At 61.9% G+C, this 22,640-nt stretch carries 17 protein-coding genes; 12 read left to right on the top strand and 5 right to left on the bottom strand.

Translation table 11 applies throughout. The features are described 5' to 3' along the window. Positions 1–116: 116 nt before the first annotated feature. The 11 genes from J3A98_RS01165 to J3A98_RS01115 all read left to right on the top strand — a co-directional run bounded on the left by J3A98_RS01165 (position 117) and on the right by J3A98_RS01115 (position 17,363). The gene (locus J3A98_RS01165; RefSeq protein ID WP_003250005.1) at positions 117–293 is read left to right on the top strand and encodes a hypothetical protein; all 177 of its coding nucleotides are present in this window, start codon (positions 117–119) and stop codon (positions 291–293) included. Beyond that, positions 277–3,252 (top strand): sensor histidine kinase, encoded by a 2,976-nt coding sequence (locus J3A98_RS01160; RefSeq protein WP_176685364.1) that lies wholly within the window; start codon positions 277–279, stop codon positions 3,250–3,252. Before J3A98_RS01165 ends, J3A98_RS01160 begins: the two co-directional genes overlap by 17 nt. A gap of 4 nt (positions 3,253–3,256) precedes the next feature. Further along, positions 3,257–4,699: a sigma-54 dependent transcriptional regulator gene (locus tag J3A98_RS01155; protein WP_176685365.1), complete on the top strand. Its 1,443-nt coding sequence runs from the start codon at positions 3,257–3,259 to the stop codon at positions 4,697–4,699. Between the two features lie 967 nt (positions 4,700–5,666). Next, the gene (locus tag J3A98_RS01150) at positions 5,667–7,049 is read left to right on the top strand and encodes a polynucleotide adenylyltransferase PcnB (protein WP_176685366.1); all 1,383 of its coding nucleotides are present in this window, start codon (positions 5,667–5,669) and stop codon (positions 7,047–7,049) included. Beyond that, positions 7,046–7,525: a 2-amino-4-hydroxy-6-hydroxymethyldihydropteridine diphosphokinase gene (folK, locus tag J3A98_RS01145; protein WP_209963412.1), complete on the top strand. Its 480-nt coding sequence runs from the start codon at positions 7,046–7,048 to the stop codon at positions 7,523–7,525. Before J3A98_RS01150 ends, folK begins: the two co-directional genes overlap by 4 nt. A 262-nt stretch (positions 7,526–7,787) precedes the next feature. Beyond that, positions 7,788–8,588, top strand: a complete 801-nt coding sequence (panB, locus tag J3A98_RS01140) for a 3-methyl-2-oxobutanoate hydroxymethyltransferase (protein WP_209963410.1) — start codon at positions 7,788–7,790, stop codon at positions 8,586–8,588. Continuing rightward, a complete protein-coding gene (gene panC, locus J3A98_RS01135) occupies positions 8,585–9,448 on the top strand; it encodes a pantoate--beta-alanine ligase (protein WP_209963408.1) in 864 nt (287 codons plus the stop codon). Before panB ends, panC begins: the two co-directional genes overlap by 4 nt. A gap of 207 nt (positions 9,449–9,655) precedes the next feature. Beyond that, positions 9,656–11,320, top strand: a complete 1,665-nt coding sequence (gene pgi, locus J3A98_RS01130) for a glucose-6-phosphate isomerase (protein WP_209963406.1) — start codon at positions 9,656–9,658, stop codon at positions 11,318–11,320. A 180-nt stretch (positions 11,321–11,500) separates the two neighbouring features. After that, positions 11,501–13,435: an acetate--CoA ligase gene (acs, locus tag J3A98_RS01125; protein ID WP_209963403.1), complete on the top strand. Its 1,935-nt coding sequence runs from the start codon at positions 11,501–11,503 to the stop codon at positions 13,433–13,435. Positions 13,436–13,477: 42 nt separating this feature from the next. Next, on the top strand, positions 13,478–14,347 hold the full coding sequence (locus tag J3A98_RS01120; protein ID WP_209963401.1) for an oxygenase MpaB family protein: 870 nt from the start codon (positions 13,478–13,480) through the stop codon (positions 14,345–14,347). 79 nt (positions 14,348–14,426) lie between these two features. Further along, on the top strand, positions 14,427–17,363 hold the full coding sequence (locus J3A98_RS01115; RefSeq protein WP_209963399.1) for a DUF748 domain-containing protein: 2,937 nt from the start codon (positions 14,427–14,429) through the stop codon (positions 17,361–17,363). A 121-nt stretch (positions 17,364–17,484) separates the two neighbouring features. Here the strand turns inward: J3A98_RS01115 and J3A98_RS01110 are convergent, their stop codons facing one another. Continuing rightward, entirely contained in the window at positions 17,485–17,898 is a 414-nt protein-coding gene (locus J3A98_RS01110; RefSeq protein WP_010955354.1) for a VOC family protein, read from the bottom strand. A gap of 60 nt (positions 17,899–17,958) precedes the next feature. On the opposite strand from J3A98_RS01110, the gene J3A98_RS01105 reads away from it, so the two are divergent. Continuing rightward, complete coding sequence (locus J3A98_RS01105; protein WP_209963397.1) at positions 17,959–18,261, top strand: putative quinol monooxygenase; 303 nt, start codon at positions 17,959–17,961, stop codon at positions 18,259–18,261. A gap of 75 nt (positions 18,262–18,336) precedes the next feature. Here J3A98_RS01105 and J3A98_RS01100 read toward each other — a convergent pair whose 3' ends face one another. The 4 genes from J3A98_RS01100 to truB form a co-directional block, all read right to left on the bottom strand. Next, positions 18,337–18,687, bottom strand: coding sequence for a BON domain-containing protein (locus tag J3A98_RS01100; protein WP_021784324.1), 351 nt, complete (start codon positions 18,685–18,687; stop codon positions 18,337–18,339). Positions 18,688–18,946: 259 nt separating this feature from the next. Continuing rightward, on the bottom strand, positions 18,947–21,052 hold the full coding sequence (pnp, locus tag J3A98_RS01095; protein WP_014859357.1) for a polyribonucleotide nucleotidyltransferase: 2,106 nt from the start codon (positions 21,050–21,052) through the stop codon (positions 18,947–18,949). Positions 21,053–21,302: 250 nt separating this feature from the next. Beyond that, positions 21,303–21,572, bottom strand: coding sequence for a 30S ribosomal protein S15 (rpsO, locus tag J3A98_RS01090; protein ID WP_003249971.1), 270 nt, complete (start codon positions 21,570–21,572; stop codon positions 21,303–21,305). 147 nt (positions 21,573–21,719) lie between these two features. Beyond that, positions 21,720–22,637 (bottom strand): tRNA pseudouridine(55) synthase TruB, encoded by a 918-nt coding sequence (gene truB, locus J3A98_RS01085; protein ID WP_209963395.1) that lies wholly within the window; start codon positions 22,635–22,637, stop codon positions 21,720–21,722. Positions 22,638–22,640: the final 3 nt, after the last annotated feature.

Below are 22,640 nucleotides of genomic sequence, written 5' to 3'. Positions count from 1 at the left end.
CAAAAGCCCAGTAAATTCAAACCCTTGGCTAACGCTGTGGATTCCCGCTAGCATCCCCCCTGCCATTTGCGCCAATAATAAGTTCAAGCCCGCAGCGCCCAACCATCGAGGCCAGCATGTACATCTATCGTTTGGTCCTGCTTCTGGTCGTGGGGATCTACCTGTTCTCCCCGGCCATCATGGACTGGTGGATCGAACCGACCGGAGCCTGGTACCGCCCCTACCTGCTCTGGCTGATCCTGATCGTCGTCACCTTCATCCTGCAGAGCCAACGAGATGCCGATGAGCTTTAGCCTGACCCAGATGATCCTGATCAGCGCCGGGTACCTCATGGTGCTGTTCGGCGTGGCCTGGATCAGCGAGCGCGGGCTGATCCCGCGTTCGATCATTCGCCACCCACTTACCTACACCCTGTCGCTGGGCGTTTACGCCAGTGCCTGGGCCTTCTATGGCTCGGTTGGCCTGGCCTACCAGTACGGCTACGGCTTCCTTGCCTGTTACCTGGGGGTGTCTGGCGCATTCCTGCTGGCGCCGGTGCTGCTCTACCCGATCCTCAAGATCACCCGCACCTACCAGCTGTCATCGCTGGCCGACCTGCTGGCCTTCCGCTTCCGCAGTACCTGGGCCGGAGCCTTGACCACCATCATCATGCTGATTGGCGTGCTGCCGTTGCTGGCCCTGCAGATCCAGGCGGTGGCCGACTCGATCAGCATCCTTACCGGTGAACCGGTCAAGGCCCGGGTGGCCTTTGCCTTTTGCACGCTGATCATTCTGTTCACCATCTTCTTCGGCTCGCGGCACATCGCCACGCGCGAAAAACATGAGGGGTTGGTATTCGCCATCGCCTTCGAGTCGGTGATCAAACTGCTGGCCCTGGGCGGTATCGGCCTGTATGCCTTGTATGGCGTATTCGGCGGCCCGCACGAGCTGGAAGTCTGGCTGTTGCAGAACCAGACCGCCCTCGCCGCCCTGCACACCCCCCTCCAGGAAGGCCCATGGCGCACCCTGCTGCTGGTGTTCTTCGCCTCGGCCATCGTCATGCCGCACATGTACCACATGGCCTTTACCGAAAACCTCAATCCGCGCTCGCTGGTCAGCGCCAGCTGGGGCCTGCCGCTGTTCCTGCTGCTGATGAGTCTTGCCGTGCCGCTGGTGCTGTGGGCCGGCCTGCGCCTGGGCGCCAGCACCAACCCCGAGTACTTCACCCTGGGCCTGGGCATCGCCGCCAACAACCAGGCGTTGGCACTGCTGGCCTACATTGGCGGCCTGTCGGCAGCCAGCGGCCTGATCATCGTCACCACCCTGGCGCTGTCGGGCATGGCCCTTAACCATCTGGTGCTGCCGCTTTACCAGCCCCCGGCCGAGGGCAACATCTACCGTTGGCTGAAGTGGACCCGCCGTGCACTGATCGTCGCCATCATCACCGCCGGCTTCATGTTCTACCTGAGCCAGAACTACCACCAGAGCCTGGCCAACCTGGGCATCGTCGCTTTCGTCGCCACCTTGCAGTTCCTGCCTGGGGTGCTGTCGGTGCTCTACTGGCCAACCGCCAACCGCCGCGGTTTCATCGCCGGGCTGCTGGCCGGCACCCTGGTGTGGATGGTGACCATGCTGCTGCCGCTTCTCGGCAACTTGCAGGGCTTCTACATCCCGCTGCTGGACATGATCTATGTGCTGGACGATACCAGCTGGCACATGGCAGCCATCGCCTCGCTGGCGGCCAACGTGCTGCTGTTCACCCTGATCTCGCTGTTCACCAACGCCAGCAACGAAGAGGTCAGCGCGGCCGAAGCCTGTGCCGTGGATAACGTGCGCCGCCCGCAACGCCGCGAACTGCATGCCGCTTCGCCGCAGGAGTTCGCCACCCAGCTGGCCAAGCCGCTGGGCGCCAAGGCCGCGCAAAAGGAAGTGGAGCAAGCGCTACGCGATCTCTACCTGCCGTTCGACGAACGCCGCCCCTATGCCCTGCGCCGCCTGCGCGACCGCATCGAGGCCAACCTGTCCGGCCTGATGGGGCCGAGCGTGGCCCAGGACATGGTCGAGACTTTCCTGCCGTACAAGTCCGGTAACGAAAACTACGTGACCGAAGACATCCACTTCATCGAAAGCCGCCTGGAGGACTACCACTCGCGCCTGACCGGGCTGGCCGCCGAACTCGATGCCCTGCGCCGCTACCATCGCCAGACCCTGCAGGAGTTGCCCATGGGCGTCTGCTCGCTGGCCAAGGACCAGGAAATCCTGATGTGGAACAAGGCCATGGAAGAGCTCACCGGCATCGCCGCCAAGCATGTGGTCGGCTCGCGTCTGGTCACCATCGACGAGCCTTGGCGCGGCCTGCTGCAAGGCTTCATCAACGTGCCCGACGAGCACCTGCACAAGCAGCGCCTGGCGCTGGACGGCCAGCCGCGCTGGCTGAACCTGCACAAGGCAGCCATCGACGAGCCACTGGCCCCCGGTAACAGCGGGTTGGTACTGCTGGTGGAAGACCTTACCGAAACCCAGGCACTGGAAGACAAGCTGGTGCACTCCGAGCGCCTGGCCAGCATCGGCCGCCTGGCCGCCGGCGTGGCCCACGAAATCGGCAACCCGATCACCGGTATCGCCTGCCTGGCGCAAAACCTGCGCGAGGAACGCGAAGACGATGGCGAAATCATCGAGTTGTCCAGCCAGATCCTTGACCAGACCAAGCGCGTATCGCGCATCGTCCAGTCGCTGATGAGCTTCGCCCATGCCGGCGGCAGCCACCAGAACAGCGAGGAGCCTGTGTGCCTGGCCGAAGTGGCACAAGATGCCATCGGTCTGCTGGCGTTGAACCGGCGCAATTTCGAAGTACAGTTCTTCAACCTTTGCGACCCGGACCACTGGGCCGAAGGTGACCCGCAGCGCCTGGCCCAGGTACTGATCAACCTGCTCTCCAACGCCCGCGATGCCTCGCCGCCCGGCAGCGCCGTGCGCGTGCGCAGCGAGGTTAACGAGCACACCGTCGACCTGATCGTCGAAGACGAAGGCAGCGGGATTCCGAAGACCATCATGGACCGCCTGTTCGAACCCTTCTTCACCACCAAGGACCCGGGCGAAGGAACCGGACTGGGGCTCGCTCTGGTCTATTCCATCGTGGAAGAGCATTATGGGCAAATCACCATCGACAGCCCGGCCGATATCGAACGGCAACGTGGCACCCGGATCCGCGTGACCCTGCCCCGGCATGTCGTAGCGACGTCCCCTGAAATTCGAGACCGTCGAGAGAATTGAATCAATGCCGCACATTCTGATCGTCGAAGACGAAACCATCATCCGCTCGGCCTTGCGTCGTCTGCTTGAGCGGAACCAGTACCAGGTCAGCGAGGCCGGCTCGGTGCAGGAAGCCCAGGAACGCTTCAGCATTGCCACTTTCGACCTCATCGTCAGCGACCTGCGCCTGCCAGGCGCGCCCGGCACCGAGCTGATCAAGCTCGGCCAAGGCACCCCGGTGCTGATCATGACCAGTTACGCCAGCCTGCGCTCAGCGGTGGACTCGATGAAAATGGGCGCGGTGGACTACATCGCCAAGCCCTTCGACCATGACGAGATGCTGCAGGCAGTGGCGCGTATTCTGCGCGACCGGCAAAACGCCCCGGCTGCGGCACCACCTGCCGAGCCACGCGCCAGCAATGGCAAGGTTGCAGCGCCCGACAAAGGCAGCGCGGCAACGGCCAATGGCGAAATCGGCATCATCGGCTCGTGCCAGCCCATGCAGGACATGTACAGCAAGATCCGCAAAGTCGCGCCTACCGACTCCAATGTGCTGATCCAGGGCGAGTCGGGCACCGGTAAAGAGCTGGTGGCCCGCGCCCTGCACAACCTGTCTCGCCGGGCCAAGGCACCGATGATCTCGGTGAACTGCGCAGCCATCCCCGAAACGCTGATCGAATCCGAACTGTTCGGCCACGAAAAAGGCGCGTTCACTGGCGCCAGCGCCGGGCGCGCCGGCTTGGTGGAGGCCGCCGATGGCGGCACGTTGTTCCTCGATGAGATTGGCGAACTGCCGCTGGAAGCCCAGGCTCGCCTGCTACGTGTGCTGCAGGAAGGCGAGATACGCCGGGTAGGTTCGGTGCAGTCGCAAAAGGTCGATGTGCGCCTGATCGCCGCGACCCACCGCGACCTGAAAAACCTGGCCAAGGCCGGCCAGTTCCGTGAAGACTTGTATTACCGCCTGCACGTCATTGCCCTGAAGCTGCCGGCCCTGCGCGAGCGTGGCAGCGACGTCAACGAGATCGCCAGCGTCTTCCTCGCCCGCCAGAGCGCTCGCATCGGCCGCGACGACCTGCACTTCTCGGCCGAGGCCGAGCAAGCCATTCGTCACTACAGCTGGCCCGGTAACGTGCGTGAACTGGAGAACGCCGTGGAGCGCGCGGTGATCCTCAGCGAGAGCGCAGAAATTTCCGCCGAGCTGCTTGGCATCGACATCGAGCTGAGCGACCTGGAAGAGGACGACATCCTCGACAATGCCCTGGTGGTGTCCAGCGCGGCCAATGCGAGCCACGAGCCGACCGAAGACCTGTCGCTGGAAGACTACTTCCAGCACTTCGTGCTTGAACACCAGGACCACATGACCGAGACCGAACTGGCACGCAAGCTCGGCGTCAGCCGCAAGTGCCTGTGGGAACGCCGCCAACGCCTGGGCATCCCACGGCGCAAGAGCAACGCTACCAGCGAATAACCCACCTGCGCACCGCACGCCGTGGCCTTCGCGGCGTCGGTGAGATCGAGCGCCGCCCGCGCGGCGCTTCGCGGCTAAAGCCGCTCCTACATTTGTTTCGGGCCAGTCCCTCCTGTGCCACGCGCGCACGACCGCCTTGTTGTACGACGCAATCTCGAGCCATGCGCCAAGGCATTCGCGCGCAAAACCCACAGAAAAAATTGGACCGAACAACTGTAGGAGCGGCTTTAGCCGCGAAGCGCCGCGCGGGCGGCGCTCGGTCTCACAGGCGCAGAACGTGTCACGACGCCCCGCAGGTAACACATCACCTCCCGTAAAAATCTGTTACCCCAGCCTTCCGCCGTAACAGTCCCCGAGGCGTACGGTAACGAAATCCCGACCTTTTCGACCTGCCAAGAATTGCAAAACCCGCTCAAACCCCTGATTTTGCTGGGTTTTCAAAAGTTGGCACGGCACCTGCTATATCTTTGGTACAAGAACAATAACAAGCACTGCAACTCATAATAAGAACAAGACGAAACGGCTCACGCACAATAAAAACAAGATGGCGGAGGCGCAGCTAACTGATTCTTTTGGAGAGGATGCGTGTTTGGGGCTTGCCCCACAACCAGGCAGAGAACAACAAAAACTGCACTAAAAAGCAGCGCCTGAACTGGTTGGATCGACAGATCAACGTGTCATCAGCGGCCAAAGCAATCCGTTTGCTCTTTACCCCCGGTTTGGGGGTCGTCCACAAGTTTCGAGATTTGTGGACAGGGCGCTCAACAAAAACAAGAAGCCCAGCAAAAAAACAATAAGAGCACGCAATGACTTCTTGGGGAGCTTAGGCTCCCCTTGTCATTTCTACCCTTCTGGCAGGCATCCTGCTACCCGCCTACACCATTCCCCGAGTAAATGCTAGAATCCCCGCCCATCATGCGGCCATTCTCCTATTCTTGGCCGAACATTCCTTCACACAGTGCATCCCATGCTGAAGAAGCTGTTCCAGTCTTTCCGCCCGCCCGTACCGGGCCCGCACCACAGGCGCACCACGCCCGAGGTGATCAACAAGAGCCAGCACTCGCTGCAGCGCCACCAGTTCAGCCGTCATGCGGTTAACATCGTGGAGCGCCTGCAAAGCGCCGGCTACCAGGCTTACCTGGTCGGTGGCTGTGTCCGCGACCTGATGCTGGGCATCACGCCGAAGGACTTCGACGTGGCCACCAGTGCCACCCCCGAACAGGTCCGTGCCGAGTTCCGCAACGCCCGCATCATTGGTCGCCGCTTCAAATTGGTCCACGTGCATTTCGGCCGTGAGATCATTGAAGTCGCCACCTTCCGCGCCCACCACTCCGAGGACGACCAGGGCGATGCCCACCGTTCGTCGCATAACGCCAGTGGTCGCATTCTGCGAGACAACGTGTACGGCACCCTGGAAGAGGACGCGCAGCGCCGCGATTTCACCATCAACGCCCTGTACTACGATCCGGTCAGCGAACGCATTCTCGATTACGCCAACGGTGTGCACGACGTGCGCAATCGCCTGCTGCGGCTGATCGGGGACCCGACCCACCGCTACCAGGAAGACCCGGTGCGCATGCTGCGCGCGGTGCGCTTTGCCGCCAAGCTCGACTTTGGCATCGAAAAGCACACCTTCCTGCCGATCCGCGGTCTGGCCCCGATGCTGCGCGAGATTCCACCCGCACGCCTGTTCGAGGAATGCCTCAAGCTGTTCCTCAGCGGCCAAGGTGCCATGGCCTTCGAAATGCTGGTCGATCTGGAGTTGTTCGAACCGCTGTTCCCGGCCAGTGCCCAAGCGCTGGACGAGCGGCCGACCTACACCCACACGCTGATCAGCCAGGCGCTGAACAACACCGACCTGCGCGTGAAACAGGGCAAGCCGGTGACACCAGCCTTCCTGTTCGCTGCTCTGCTCTGGCCAGCTTTGCCGGCCCGTGTGCTGCACCTGCAGAACCAAGGCGTGCCGCCGATCCCGGCCATGAACGGTGCGGCCCACGACCTGATCGCCGAGCAGTGCGCGCGCATTGCCATCCCCAAGCGTTTCACTCTGCCGATCCGCGAGATCTGGGACATGCAGGAGCGCCTGCCGCGCCGCAGCGGCAAGCGCGCCGACATGCTGCTGGACAACCCGCGTTTCCGCGCCGGTTACGACTTCCTGCTGCTGCGTGAAAGCGCCGGGGAAGAGACCGACGACCTGGGCCAGTGGTGGACCGATTACCAGGACGCAAACGACAGCGAGCGCCGCGAGATGATCCGCGAGCTTGGCAGCCGTGACGAAAGCGCCGGCCCGCGCAAACGCAAGCGCAGCGGCAGCAAACGCAAGCGCAGTGGTGACGAGGCGTTCGAGTGACCATTCGTGCCTACGTAGGCCTGGGCAGCAACCTGGACGCCCCTGCCGAGCAGTTGCGTAGCGCCTTGCAGGCGCTCGACCAGGTCGAAGCCACGCGCCTGGTAGCTGCCTCGGCCCTGTACACCAGCGATTCGCTGCTGCCCGGCCAACCGCGCTACACCAATGCTGTCGCCGCCTTGGACACCGCCCTGGAACCACTGGCATTGCTCGATGCGCTGCAGGCCATCGAAAACGACCAGGGCCGCGTGCGCAAAGAGCGCTGGGGCCCCCGCACGCTGGATTTGGACATCCTGCTGTTCGGTGACCAGGTGCTCGACCAGCCACGCCTGAAAGTGCCGCATTACCACATGCATGCCCGCCCCTTCGTGCTGTATCCGTTGGCCGAACTGGTACCGGGCGATTTCCGCCTGGCCGATGGCCGCGCCCTCGCGCAACTGCTTGACGACTGCCCGTTCGTCGGCCTGGAACGCTTGTAAACCGGGCGTTCCAGCCTGCATTGCCACCTCGGTAACGCCAGTAACACCCTGATCGTAACAATGCGGTAACAGGGTGATTGACTTCCCACACCTCGCTCACGACTATAGGCGTCCCGTGTGGCACCAAAGTGCCGCATACCCGTATTTAGGCCCGGACGGACCTGTGCCCGAACATCACGCGCGATGATGTGCCGCTCCGGAAGATGACTACACGCGTTGAATGCAGTCGTTTTTTACAGCGCCTGAACGAGGAATTTCCTACATGCCTGAAGTAACCCTTACCACCCTTAACGGCCTCAAGGCCAAGGGTGAAAAAATCACCATGCTGACCTGCTACGACGCGACCTTCGCCAAGGCCGCCAGCCAGGCCGGCGTTGAAGTGTTGCTGGTGGGCGACTCGCTGGGGATGGTCCTGCAGGGCCACGACAGCACCTTGCCAGTAACCACGGCGGACATGGCCTACCACACCGCCAGCGTCAAACGCGGCAACGACGGCGCGCTGATCCTCACCGACCTGCCGTTCATGGCCCATGCCACTCCGGAGCAAGCCTTTGCCAACAGCGCCACACTGATGCAGGCCGGCGCCCACATGGTCAAGATCGAAGGCGCAGCCTGGCTGGCCGAAACCATCCGCTTGCTGGCCGAACGTGGTGTGCCAGTCTGCGCGCACATGGGCCTGACCCCGCAAACCGTCAACGTGCTGGGCGGCTACAAAGTGCAGGGCCGCCAGGAAGCCCAGGCCCGGCAGATGCGCGCCGACGCCATTGCCCTGGAGCAGGCCGGTGCGGCCATGCTGCTGCTCGAATGCGTACCCAGCGAACTGGCGGCGGAAATCACCAACGCCGTAGGCATCCCGGTAATCGGCATTGGCGCCGGCAGCGCCACCGATGGCCAGGTACTGGTACTGCACGACATGCTCGGCCTGTCGCTGAGCGGCCGGGTACCGAAGTTCGTGAAGAACTTCATGCAGGGCCAACCGGATATCCACAGCGCCCTCGTCGCTTACGTCGAGGCAGTCAAGCAAGTCAGTTTCCCAGGCAGCGAACACGGGTTCAGTGCATGAATACAGTCAAGACCGTCCGCGAACTGCGCGCGGCAGTGGCCCGCGCTCGCGGTGAAGGCAAACGCATCGGTTTTGTGCCGACCATGGGCAACCTGCACAGCGGCCATGCAGCCTTGGTGTCCAAGGCTGCGCAGCGCGCCGATTTCGTGGTCGCCAGCATCTTCGTCAACCCGCTGCAATTTGGTGCCAACGAAGACCTCGACAAATACCCACGCACCCTGGCAGCCGACCAGGAGCGCCTGGTGCAGGCCGGCTGCAACCTGCTCTTCGCGCCCACCGTGGAAGAGATGTACCCCGACGGCATGAGCGTGCAAACCCGCGTCAGCGTGCCCCAGCTTTCCGAAGGCCTGTGCGGCGCCAGCCGACCTGGGCATTTCGAAGGCGTGGCCACCGTAGTGAACAAGCTGTTCAACATGGTCCAGCCAGACCTTGCCGTGTTCGGCGAGAAGGACTATCAGCAGCTGGCGGTGATCCGCGCCATGGTGCGCGACCTGAACATGCCGATCCAGATCATCGGCGAACCCACCGTGCGTGCCGAGGATGGCTTGGCGCTGTCGTCGCGCAATGGTTACCTCACGCCAGAGCAGCGTACTGCTGCGCCAGCGCTGTACCGCACACTGCAGCACATTGCAGCGGGCATCGGCCGTGGCCAGCGGGATTTTGCCGCGCTGGTCGCTGAAGGCCAGGCACAACTGAGCGCAGCGGGTTTCCGTCCGGATTACCTGGAAGTACGCCATGCCGTAAGCCTGCGCCCGGCAGTGATCGATGATCGAGACCTGGTGGTGATTGCGGCGGCTTACCTGGGTAACACGCGGTTGATCGACAACCTCTACCTGCATGTGGAAGAGAAGACCGCATAATGGTCTTGGGCTGCCTTGCAGTCCATTCGCAGACAAGCCCGCCCCTACACGTTCAGCTGTAGGGGCGGACTTGCTTGTAAAGCCCCCCAAAATCCCCCTTCCTTACCCATTCCCAGCGCGTGGCCTTTGCCTATAATGATGCCAGCCTGAACCCGGCAATGGCTGCCGTGTCCAAGCCCTCACCACGCACCAAGGGAACCCCGCGCAATGGCGTATTACCGTACACCCCACGATGTGACGGCCCTGCCCGCCTGGCAGGCGCTTCAGAAACACCGCGACGCCATGCAAAGCTTCAGCATGCGCGAAGCCTTCGCCGCCGATGCCAAGCGCTTCGACCAGTTTTCCCTTAGCGCTTGCGGCCTGTTCCTCGACTACTCGAAAAACCTGATCACCGAGCAAAGCCGCGATCTGCTGGTCAACCTGGCCAATGAAGTGGGCCTGCAGGACGCCATCAAGTCGATGTTCGGTGGTGAGATCATCAACGCCTCCGAAGGCCGCCCGGTGCTGCACACCGCCTTGCGTCGGCCCGTAGGCGACAAACTCAATGTAAACGGCGTGAACGTCATGCCGGAAGTGCACAAGGTGCTCAACCAGATCACCGAACTGGTCGGCCGCATTCACGATGGCCTGTGGCGCGGCTACAGCGAAAAGCCGATCACCGACGTGGTCAACATTGGTATTGGCGGTTCGTTCCTCGGCCCCGAGCTGGTGTCCGAAGCGCTGCTACCCTACGCCCAGCGCGGCGTACGCTGCCACTACCTGGCCAACATCGACGGCAGTGAGTTCCACGAGCTGTCGGCCAACCTGCGCGCCGAAACCACCTTGTTCATCGTCTCGTCGAAGTCGTTCAACACCCTCGAGACGCTGAAAAACGCCATGGCCGCGCGGACCTGGTACCTGGCCCAAGGCGGCTCGGAAGCCGAGCTGTACCGCCACTTCATTGCAGTGTCCAGCAACAAGGCCGCTGCTGTAGCGTTCGGTATCCGCGAAGAAAACATCTTCCCGATGTGGGATTGGGTGGGCGGGCGCTACTCACTGTGGTCGGCCATCGGCCTGCCGATCGCCCTGGCCATCGGCACTGCCAACTTCAAGGAACTGCTGTCCGGTGCCTACACCATGGACCAGCACTTCCAGACCGCACCGTTCGACAAGAACATGCCGGTGCTACTGGCCCTGTTGGGCGTGTGGTATGGCAACTTCTGGGACGCGAACAGCCACGCGATCCTGCCGTACGACCACTACCTGCGCAACATCACCAAGCACCTGCAGCAGTTGGACATGGAATCCAACGGCAAGAGCGTGCTGCAAGACGGTACCCCGGTGAAGACCGACACCGGGCCGGTGATCTGGGGCGGCGTGGGTTGCAACGGCCAGCACGCCTACCACCAGTTGCTGCACCAGGGCACCCAGCTGATTCCGGCCGACTTCATCGTGCCGGTGGTGAGCTTCAACCCGGTGGCCGACCACCACCAATGGCTGTACGCCAACTGCCTGTCGCAGAGCCAGGCGCTGATGCTGGGCAAGACCCGCGAGGAAGCCGAAGCCGAATTGCGCGGCAAAGGCCTCAACGAAGCGGACATCGAAAAGCTGGCCCCGCACAAGGTGATCCCGGGTAACCGCCCGAGCAACACGTTGGTGGTCGAGCGCATCAGCCCGCGCCGCCTGGGTGCGCTGGTGGCCATGTACGAGCACAAGGTGTTCGTCCAGAGCGTTATATGGGGTATCAACGCGTTCGACCAGTGGGGCGTTGAGCTGGGCAAGGAACTGGGCAAGGGCGTTTACCAGCGCCTGGTCGGCAGCCTGGAAGACAGCGCCGAAGACGGTTCCACCCAGGGCCTGATCAACTACTTCCGCGGCCGTCACCGCGGTTGATCCGAAGCTTGTGCCGGCCTCTTCGCGGGTAAACCCGCTCCTACGAGACTATGCATTACCTCGTAGGAGCGGGTTTACCCGCGAAGAGGCCGGCCCAGGTTGAACACCTCTCCCAGCTACACTGTCTTATCGAATAGCCGTTGCAGTCCATCGCCCCTTAAAAGAGCAGGACCACCCGCCATGTTCGATATCCGCAATTACCCGCAGGCCCTGGCCGTCAGCCAGTCTGCCACCCTCAGCACCGACGACTACCACCGCCTCTACCGCCAGTCGGTCGACGACCCTGACACGTTCTGGGCAGAACAAGCCAAACGCCTGGACTGGATCAAGCCCTGGTCAAGCGTACAGCAATGCGACCTCAAGACCGGCAAGGCCCGCTGGTTCGACGGTGCGCAGCTCAACGTCAGCTACAACTGCATCGACCGCCATCTGGCCCAGCGCGGCGAGCAAACAGCCTTGCTGTGGGAGGGCGACGACCCTCAGGACGCCAAGGCCATCACCTACCGCGAACTGCACCGTCAGGTCTGCCGCCTGGCCAATGCAATGAAAGCGCGCGGTGTGAAGAAAGGCGACCGGGTGTGCATCTACATGCCAATGATCCCCGAGGCCGCCTTCGCCATGCTCGCCTGTACCCGCATCGGCGCCATCCACTCGGTGGTGTTCGGCGGTTTTTCCCCCGATGCCCTGCGTGACCGTATTCTCGATGCCGACTGTCGCACCGTGATCACCGCCGATGAAGGCGTGCGTGGCGGTAAACGCATCCCGCTGAAACAGAACGTCGACAAGGCCCTGGCCAACTGCCCAGCGGTCAGTAGCGTGTTGGTGGTGCGGCGCACTGGCGGCGATGTAGCCTGGGCCGAGGGCCGCGACCTCTGGTACCACGAAGCGACGAAGGCCGCCGGCGACGACTGCCCTCCTGAGCCGATGGAGGCCGAAGACCCGCTGTTCATTCTCTACACCTCCGGCAGCACCGGCAAACCCAAAGGGGTGCTGCATACCACCGGCGGCTACCTGCTACAGGCAACGATGACCTTCAAGGTGGTGTTCGATTATCGTGACGGGGAGGTGTTCTGGTGCACCGCCGACGTCGGCTGGGTGACCGGCCACAGCTACATCGTCTATGGCCCACTGGCCAATGGCGCAATCTCGCTGATGTTCGAAGGCGTACCCAACTACCCGGACACCTCGCGCTTCTGGCAGGTGGTGGACAAGCACCAGGTGAACATCTTCTACACCGCCCCGACTGCCCTGCGCGCACTGATGCGCGAGGGCTCTGCGCCGCTGCAGAGCACCTCGCGCAAAAGCCTGCGTCTGCTGGGCAGCGTCGGCGAGCCGATCAACCCGGAAGCCTGGGAATGGTATTTCGAGGAGGTCGGGCAGAAGCGCTGCCCGATTGTGGATACCTGGTGGCAGACCGAAACCGGCGGCATCATGCTCACCCCACTGCCCGGCACGCAGTCGCTCAAACCCGGCTGCGCCACCCAGCCAATGTTCGGCGTGCAACCGGTGCTACTGGATGAAAAAGGCAAACTGATCGAAGGCCCCGGCGCCGGCCTGCTGGCGATCAAGGCCAGCTGGCCCGGGCAGATCCGCAGTGTCTACGGCGACCACCAGCGGATGGTCGATACCTACTTCAAGCCCCTGCCCGGCTACTACTTCACCGGCGACGGGGCCCGCCGCGATGCCGATGGCGACTACTGGATCACCGGGCGCATCGACGATGTGATCAACGTTTCCGGGCACCGCATCGGCACCGCTGAAGTGGAAAGCGCACTGGTGCTGCACGACAGCGTGGCCGAAGCCGCGGTGGTCGGCTACCCCCACGACCTCAAGGGCCAGGGCGTCTACGCCTTCGTCACGACCATGAATGGCGTGTCGCCGGATGACGCACTCAAGGCCGAGCTGCTGGCCCTGGTCAGCAAGGAAATCGGCAGCTTCGCCAAGCCTGAGCTGATTCAGTGGGCGCCAGCGCTACCCAAGACGCGCTCAGGCAAGATCATGCGGCGTATACTGCGCAAAATCGCCTGCAACGAGCTGGAGAATCTGGGCGATACCTCGACCCTGGCCGACCCAAGCGTGGTACAGGGCCTGATCGACAAACGCCTCAACCAGTAACCGGCGGCCGCCAATCATGGCCGCCCTGCACAACAGGTCGCCATGGAAGCCCTTCGTCGCCGCATCGAAACCCAGGTCATGAGCCTCACTGGGCTGGCCCTCGGCCAGCTCGACCTGGAATCGCCCAAGGGCGACCCCGGCCTGTTCGGCCCGCACAGCATCAGCTGGCGGGTACATGGCGACTTCCCGAGCATGCTGGTCGGTGGCATCAGTGCGCTGATGCTGCAGTTGTTGCATCCACTGGCCCTGGCCGGTGTGTGGGACCACTCCAATTTCCGTGAAGACCTGCTCGGCCGCTTGCGCCGTACCAGCCAGTTCATTTCCGGCACCACCTTCGGGGCCACTGGCGATGCCGAGTGGCTGATCGACAAAGTGCGCACCATTCACCTGCAGGTCACCGGCACGGCACCAGATGGCCGCCCCTATGCGGCCAGCGACCCGGACCTGTTGACCTGGGTGCATGTAGCGGAGGTCAGCAGTTTCCTAGCCGCCCACCTGCGTTACCGCAACCCACACCTGCCACGCGCCGAGCAGGATGCCTATTACAACGAAATCGCCCTGATCGCCGAGCGCCTCGGTGCCCGTGACGTGCCGCGCTCGTGCCAGCAAGTTGAAGACTATCTGCAACACATACGCCCGCAGCTGCACTGTGATGCGCGTAGCCATGAGGTGATACGAATCCTGCTCGACGCCCCTGCCCCCAGCCGCCTGGCGCAGCCGGTTGGCAAACTGATGCTGCACGCGGGTATCGACTTGCTGCCCGGCTGGGCCCAGGCCATGCTCGGCCTGCAGCACGGGCCCCTGCAGCAGCGCCTGATCCGCCTGGGCCTGCGACGCACCGCGCCGGTCCTGCGCTGGGCAATGCGCGACGGCTCGGCACACCGGGCCAAACGGCGCATGGGCATTGATTGAGCGCAAAAAGGTCGCCCCTGCGGAACTGATTTAACGTGCCATACTCCAAGCACTCCTGCTTAGACAGACGAAGCGACACATGTACAAAGGATTGACTCGCGCCGCTGGCGCAATCGTGGCCCTGGTAGCCCTGTATAGCCTGCTCGGCTTTCTCATTCTTCCCGGTGTCGCACTGCGCATCGCCAACCAGCAGTTGGCCCAATACGCCACCGTGCCGGCCCACCTCGAACGGATCGAACTCAACCCCTTCAGCCTCGAGTTGACACTGTGGGGCCTGCAGATCGGCGAGCCGGGCAAGGAGCAGGTCGGTTTCGAGCGTCTTTATGCTAACGCCTCGCTCGACAGCCTGTGGACCAAAGCCCTGCATCTGGAAGCGGTGGAACTCGACAAACCGCGCAACGAAGTGCGGTTCGCCAAGGACGGTACCCTCAACCTGACCGGGTTGTTCAAACTACCGGCCAGCGAAGCCAAACCCGAAGAACCGCCCAGCGACCCGTTCCCGCTACGTATTGGCAGCATCAAGCTCGTCCAAGGCTACCTGCACTTCGAGGACCTGCGTCCCAGCGAGCCGATCGAGTTTCTCTACGACAACATGAGTCTGGAGCTGAAAAACCTCAGCACCCTGCCCAACGACAGCGCCGACATGACCTTGGTGGCCAGCGGCCCCAACGGCGGACGCATCGACTGGAAGGGCACCCTGAGCCTGTCGCCGATCGCCTCCGAAGGCACACTGAAGGTCACTGACGGCAAGATGAAGCTGTTCTGGCCCTACGTGCGCGATGCCGTGCCACTGGTGCTGGAAGACGGCGTGTTCAACCTCGATACGCATTACACGCTCAACCTCGCCAAACAGACCGAGCTGCTGCTGGATAACGCCTCCGTACACATCGCGCCATTCGCCATCAAGGCGCCGGATGGCCGACCGTTGGTACGTCTGGCCAGCCTGGAGGTTAGCGAAACCTCCATCGATCTGGTCAAACAGCAGGTCACCGTCGGCAAGGTCCGCAGCGAAAAACTCGAAACCTGGGCGGCGCTGGAAAAAGACGGCCAGCTCGACTGGCAGAAGCTGTTCGCCAGCCAACCCGCCAAGGCCACGCCCCAGGAAAAGGCCGAGCCGGCTGCCGCAGAACCTACGCCTGAAGAGAAAGCTGCCAAGGAGCCAAGCAAACCTTGGCAAGTGCTGCTCAAGGACGTGCAGTTGCGCAATTACCTGGTGCACCTGGCAGATCGCAGCCAGAAGGAACCGGTAGCGTTGGACATTGGCCCCCTCAACGCCGACCTGCAAGATTTCGACAGCCTCAACCAGTCGCCCTTCACCGTCAAACTCGACACAGGTGTGGGTAAGCAAGGCAAGCTGCAGGCCGCAGGCCAGGTCAACCTGGCACCGATATGGGCAAAGCTGGATGTGAGCACCCGCGACATCGACCTGCGTGTGGCCCAGGCCTACATCAGCCCGTTCATCCTGCTGGAGCTGCGCAGCGGCATGCTCTCCAGCGACCTCAAGGTCGACCTGAAGAACACCGAGCCGCTGGCCTTCAATGTTACCGGCAAGGCGCAGGTCAGCCAGTTGCATACGCTTGACACCATCAAGAGCCGCGACTTCGTCAAATGGCAGCAGGTGAACGTGGACGGCTTGTCCTACGTGCACGGCGATGCACTGTCGATCGACAAGGTGACCCTGCTGCAGCCCTATGCACGCTTCATCATCAACGAAGACCGTACTACCAACGTCAATGACCTGCTGATCCCGCAACCGGCCGGCGCCCCGACGAGCAGCCAGGCCAAGCCGCCCACGGCCAGCAATAGCAAGCCGCTCGGCATCCACATCGGCCAGATCGACATCAAGGACGGCTCGGCCAACTTTGCCGACCTGTCGCTTACCCCCAACTTCGCCACGGCCATCCAGCAACTCAACGGCCAGATCGGCACCATCGACAACCGCAAGCCGCTGCCGGCCAATGTCGACGTCAAGGGCAAGGTGGACCGCTACGCACCGGTTACCATCAAGGGCGCACTCAACCCGTTCAACCCGCTGGCCAGTCTGGACATTGCCACCAGCTTCAAGCGCGTCGAACTGACCACGTTGACCCCCTACTCCGGCAAGTTCGCCGGCTTCCGCATCCGCAAGGGCCGGCTGAACCTGGACCTGCACTACTTGATCACCAACGGTCAACTCAAGGCCGAGAACAAGGTAGTAGTGGAACAACTGCAACTGGGCGAGAAAGTCGACAGCCCGGATGCGGTCGACCTGCCGATCCGCCTGGCGGTGGCATTGCTGAAGGATACCGAGGGCAAGATCTCGATCGAGCTGCCGGTGTCTGGCGACCTCAACAACCCGCAATTCAGCGTGATGCCGATCGTTTGGCAAACCCTGCGCAACCTGGTACTGCGCGCGGCGCAGGCGCCATTCAAATTCATTGGCGGGCTGATCAGCGGCGGCGGCTCGGAAGACCTTGGCAACGTGGCGTTCGCACCGGGCTCCAGCGAACTCAGCGGCGATGCCCAGGCGTCCCTGGACAAGCTGGCATCCGCGCTGAAAGAGCGCCCGGGACTGCGCCTGGAAATCGAAGGCACCAGCGCCCAGGCCAGCGATGGCCCGCTGATTGCCCAAAAGCGCCTGGAGCGTGAGTACCAGACTATCTGGTACAAGATCCTGCAGCGACGGGGTGACAAGGTGCCGGCCAATGCCTCGATGCTGGTGATCGACGACGACGACAAGCCCGCGATGCTCGAAGGCATTTACCGCACCCGCCTGAAAAAACAGCCGCCAGCAGAATGGGAGCAACTGAGCCGTGACGAACGTACCACCAAGCTGCGCGACGCGGTGATCAAGTCATGGGCTGAGAGTACCGCCTTGCTGCGTACACTGGGCCAGGAGCGGGCCAGCAGTATCAAGGATTACCTGGTGGACAAGGGCAAGCTGGAAGATGACCGGGTGTATTTCATCGATACCAGCCTGGGCCAGCCTGAAAGCGATGGGCGGGTGATTACGCCGATGCACCTGGATGCCGAGTAATTCCCTGTGCCAGGCCTGGCCTCTTCGCGGGCACGCCCGCTCCCACAGAGATGGCGCACAACCTCGGACCTGCGCAATACCGATGGGAGCGGGCGTGCTCGCGAAGAGGCCAGCACGGGTTTCAAACCAACCGCTGCCCCGACACCGCCGGGTGATACAGCGGTTGAACCTTGTTTCCCGCCGGGTCCAACAGGTGGAAGCTGCGTGCGCCGTCACCGTGATTGAACGGTCGGTCGAGCAAGGTCACGCCATGAGCCTTGAAGTACTGGTACCAGGCTTCCAACTCCTCCACGCTGTCGACAATGAATCCATAGTGATCCAGGGTCTGTAACCCGTTGGCCGCTCCTGCCCCACGCCCAAGCGACAGGTTATCGTTACCGCAGGTGAGGTACACCAGGTCCTCATTGGCGCGATTCAGCACTTCCATACCCAGCACATCGACGTAGAAGCGTTCACACTCCTCCAGGTTGGGCACCAGCAGGGCGATGTGGCGCAGGCCATTCAGGCGGCCAGGGCGTGCAGGCAATTCGGACATTTGCGGAGCTCCACTTTTGTATACAATTCATTATTGAATTTAAAACAAAAGGAGCCCTTTGTGTATAGCCTGTTCATCAAGACCCGAGTGAAACCTGGATGCGCCGACGCGTTCCTGAGTGCAATCAAAGTCAATGCCGCAGCTTCCGTGGCGAGTGAGCCAGGCTGCCTGGTGTTCGATGTGTCGCAGGATCGGGTCGACCCGGAGCTGATCTATCTCTACGAAATCTACCGCGATGATGCTGCGTATGAAGCGCATACCCAGACCGCGCACTTTCGCGACAGCCGGCCATTGGTGGAACCGCTGATCCTTGAGCAGGAATGCTTCGAAAGCGATGTGATCGCGCGCAACCCGGTGTATTGAGCGCAAGACAAAGCCCTGGCACGGGCCAGGGCTTTGATGGAGGTGGCCAAATCCATTTGGCCGACGGGACATTCCTTATTCGGCTTTCAGGCCGTCAGACATCACGCTCTTGACGCCTTTGATGTTCTTGGTGATGCGTACCGCTTCTTCTTTCTGCGATTCGGTAACCTTCACGTCAGAAGACAGGGACACAACACCTTGGCTGGTCTCGACTTTGATGTCGCTGCCTGGGATACCTTTTTCAGTCAGCAGGTCAGCTTTGACCTTGGTAGTGATCCAAGTGTCGGAGCCCTCTTGCTTGGCGTTGTCAACGGTGTTGGCCGCCAACATGACTGGAGCCTGGGTTGGCTCAGCGGCGAATGCACCGTTAGCCATGGTCAGGGTCAGAGCGGTAGCAGTAGCGGCAGCAATGGCGAACTTCTTCATGTGGGTCACTCCTGTTTTTCGAAAGGTCTGCGCCGTATGTCCTGGCGGCAGGTATGAAGGTAGTTGCACGGGCTGTGCCAGCTTTGCCACTTCTATTATTTCCTTTTAAATCAATCAGTTAGCAAACAACCATCACTTCGATGGTCGTGCATTTTGCAATCAGCGCGGTAAACCTGCATGCAAGATGCAAGTCCGCAAAAGGTTCCCGTCGCCCATGAAAAAAGGCCCCGAAGGGCCCTTTCTCTGTAGCGTGTGTCGCTTAGACGCCCGAGGCCTTGGCCGCAGCAACGTCCTTGATCGAAAGCTTGATACGGCCGCGGTTGTCCACGTCCAGTACCAACACTTCGACTTCCTGGCCTTCTTTCAGGATGTCGGTGACTTTCTCGACGCGAGCATCGCTCAGCATGGAGATGTGCACCAGGCCGTCCTTGCCAGGCAGGATGTTGACGAAGGCGCCGAAGTCGACAATGCGCTCAACCTTGCCGACGTAGATCTTGCCGATCTCGGCCTCAGCGGTGATGCCCAGGATGCGCTGCTTGGCAGCATCTGCCGCTTCCTTGGTTTCGCCGAAGATCTTGATGGAGCCGTCGTCTTCGATGTCGATCGAAGCCTTGGTCTCTTCACAGATGGCGCGAATGGTGGCGCCGCCTTTACCGATGACGTCGCGGATCTTGTCCGTGTCGATCTTCATCGCGATCATGGTCGGGGCGTTGGCCGACAGTTCGGTACGCGACTGGCCAATGATCTGGTTCATCTGGCCGAGGATGTTCAGGCGCGCTTCCAGGGCTTGGCCCAGGGCGATTTCCATGATCTCTTCGGTGATGCCGTTGATCTTGATGTCCATCTGCAGCGCGGTGACGCCTTTGGCGGTACCAGCTACCTTGAAGTCCATGTCGCCCAGGTGGTCTTCGTCACCCAGGATGTCAGTCAGGACTGCGAACTTGTCGCCTTCCTTGACCAGGCCCATGGCGATACCGGCAACCGGCGCCTTCATCGGCACACCGGCGTCCATCAGGGCCAGGGATGCACCGCAGACCGAAGCCATGGAGCTGGAGCCGTTGGATTCGGTGATTTCCGAAACCACGCGGATGGTGTACGGGAACACGTCAGCAGCAGGCAGCATGGCCTGAACCGAACGGCGGGCCAGACGGCCGTGGCCGATTTCGCGACGGCCAGCACCGCCCATGCGGCCACACTCACCTACCGAGAACGGTGGGAAGTTGTAGTGCAGCATGAAGGGGTCTTTCTTCTCGCCTTCGAGGGTGTCCAGCAGCTGGGCATCACGGGCAGTACCCAGGGTCGCAACGACCAGGGCCTGGGTTTCGCCACGGGTGAACAGTGCCGAACCGTGAGTTTTCGGCAGCACACCCACTTCGATGTTCAGCGGGCGTACAGTCTTGGTGTCGCGGCCGTCGATACGAGGCTTGCCGTTGACGATGTTTTCGCGAACGGTGCGGTATTCGATTTCGCCGAAGATGTCTTTTACTTCGGAAGCCGAAGGCTGGCCTTCTTCACCGGAGAACTTGGCAACCGCCTGGTCACGCAGCTCACCCAGACGCGCGTAGCGGTCGGCCTTGACGGTGATGGTGTAACCCTGCGAAACCGCTTCGCCGAACTCGGCGCGGATAGCATTGAACAGCTCGGTGTTGGCAACGGCAGGTTTCCAGTCCCAAGTCGGCTTGCCAGCTTCGGCAGCCAGCTCTTTGACAGCCTGGATAACAGCCTGGAATTCGTCGTGGGCGAACAGTACGGCACCCAGCATCTGGTCTTCGGTCAGCTCTTGAGCTTCCGACTCAACCATCAGTACAGCATCGGAGGTACCGGCAACGACCATGTCCAGGCTCGAGGCAGCCAGCTGCTCGTAGGTCGGGTTCAGCAGGTAGCCAGTGCTTTCGTGGAAGGCAACGCGGGCAGCGCCGATCGGGCCTTCGAACGGAATACCGGAAATGGCCAGGGCAGCCGAGGTACCGATCATCGCAGCGATGTCCGGATCAGTCTTCTTGCTGGTGGAAACCACGGTGCAGACGACCTGCACTTCGTTCATGAAGCCTTCCGGGAACAGCGGACGGATCGGACGGTCGATCAGGCGCGAGGTCAGCGTCTCTTTCTCGGAAGGACGGCCTTCACGCTTGAAGAAGCCACCTGGGATCTTGCCAGCGGCGTAGGTCTTTTCCTGGTAGTGAACCGACAGCGGGAAGAAACCCTTGCCTGGATCAGCCTGTTTGGCGCCTACCACAGTCACCAGCACGGTGACGTCGTTGTCGACGGTAACCAGCACGGCGCCGGTTGCCTGACGGGCAATACGGCCCGTTTCGAGAGTGACGGTCGATTGACCGAACTGGAAAGTCTTGATTACCGGGTTCACGGTTTCCTACCTTTTTCAGTGGCTCTTGGGGGAACTGGTTTCTTGCGAATTCTTGGGCAGAACGGGGAATCGGCCCCATTGACCGTCCAGATACAACACGAGGCTGGGAGCCTGGCACCAAGCGGAAAAACCGCTCAGCATAGCCAGGCTGCCAACCTCGGAGATACGCGTGGCATGTCCAACGGCAGCGCTGCAAAACAGCCCTGCCGAAGCCTGCGACACCCCACGCACACCACTGACCAGGCCGCTATTAGCGACGCAGGCCCAGGCGACCGATCAGGGCGCTGTAACGAGTGGTGTCTTTGCCCTTCAGGTAATCCAGCAGCTTACGACGCTGGTTGACCATACGGATCAGACCACGACGGGAGTGGTGGTCTTTATCGTTGGCCTTGAAGTGGCCTTGCAGCTTGTTGATGTTGGCGGTCAGCAGAGCAACCTGCACTTCCGGGCTACCGGTATCGCCGGCGGCTTGCTGATATTCGGCAACGATCTGAGCTTTTTCTTCAACGCTGAGGGCCATTTGGCTTCTCCTGATAACGGATCCCGCATGCGGGGTCCAATAGGCCAGGGACAAATCCCTGTATTAATAAAAAAGGTGTGACCGTGCCTACTGACAGCCACCCTTGATGCCGTGGGGCTCGGCAACTGCCTGGCCCCGCGGTTTCGGTCATTCCGACCGAATCAGCCGACGCGGCGCAATGCGCCCGTCTTCGCTCACTTCACCGATACCGATGAAGCGTGCGTTGTGATCCTGTACCCGGACCATGCCAAATTGTGGCGCGTCCGGCGCGCGTACCGCCTGCCCATGCAGCCAGTAGAACGCACTGTGTTCCGACAGGCTGACCAACGGCCAGTCCTGCAGCCCGCTGTCCGATGGCATCAGGAAGCGGTCGAGCGCTTCGTTGCCACCTTCGGCGTGGGCCTGTTCGAGCTCCTCGAGGGTGACCGTCTGTGCCAGCGCAAAGGGCCCTGCCTGGGTCCTGCGCAGCTCGGCGACATAGGCGCCGCAACCAAGGGCTTCACCGATATCCTCCACCAGCGTGCGGATATAGGTACCTTTGCTGCATCCTACGCTCAGCCGTGCACGGGTGCCTTCGCACTCGAGCAACTCCAAGCGGTTAATAGTAACAGAACGCGCCTCGCGCTCCACTACCTCTCCTGCACGTGCCAGTTTGTACAACGGCTGGCCATCACGCTTGAGCGCCGAGTACATCGGCGGTATCTGGCTGATCTGGCCGCGAAAACGTGGCAGCAGCGCCTCGATGTCGGCGCGACCAACGGTCACGTCGCGGGTCTGCAGCACCTCACCCTCGGCATCGCCGGTGTTGGTAGTCTGCCCCATCTGCATGACGGTTTCGTAGCCCTTGTCGGAATCGAGCAAGTACTGCGAAAACTTGGTCGCTTCACCGAAGCACAGCGGCAACACGCCGGTCGCCAGCGGGTCGAGGCTACCGGTGTGGCCGGCCTTTTCCGCGTTGAGCAGCCAACGCACCTTCTGCAAGGCGGCATTGGAAGTGAAGCCCAGCGGCTTGTCGAGCAGGATGATGCCGCTGACATTGCGGCGGATACGTTTGACCTGGGCCACCAC

Source organism: Pseudomonas sp. BP6 (genome assembly GCF_017875935.1).
Lineage (GTDB): Bacteria > Pseudomonadota > Gammaproteobacteria > Pseudomonadales > Pseudomonadaceae > Aquipseudomonas > Aquipseudomonas putida_Y.
The sequence above is the reverse complement of the archived record's forward strand: the minus strand, read 5'-3'. Positions and strand labels throughout refer to the sequence as shown.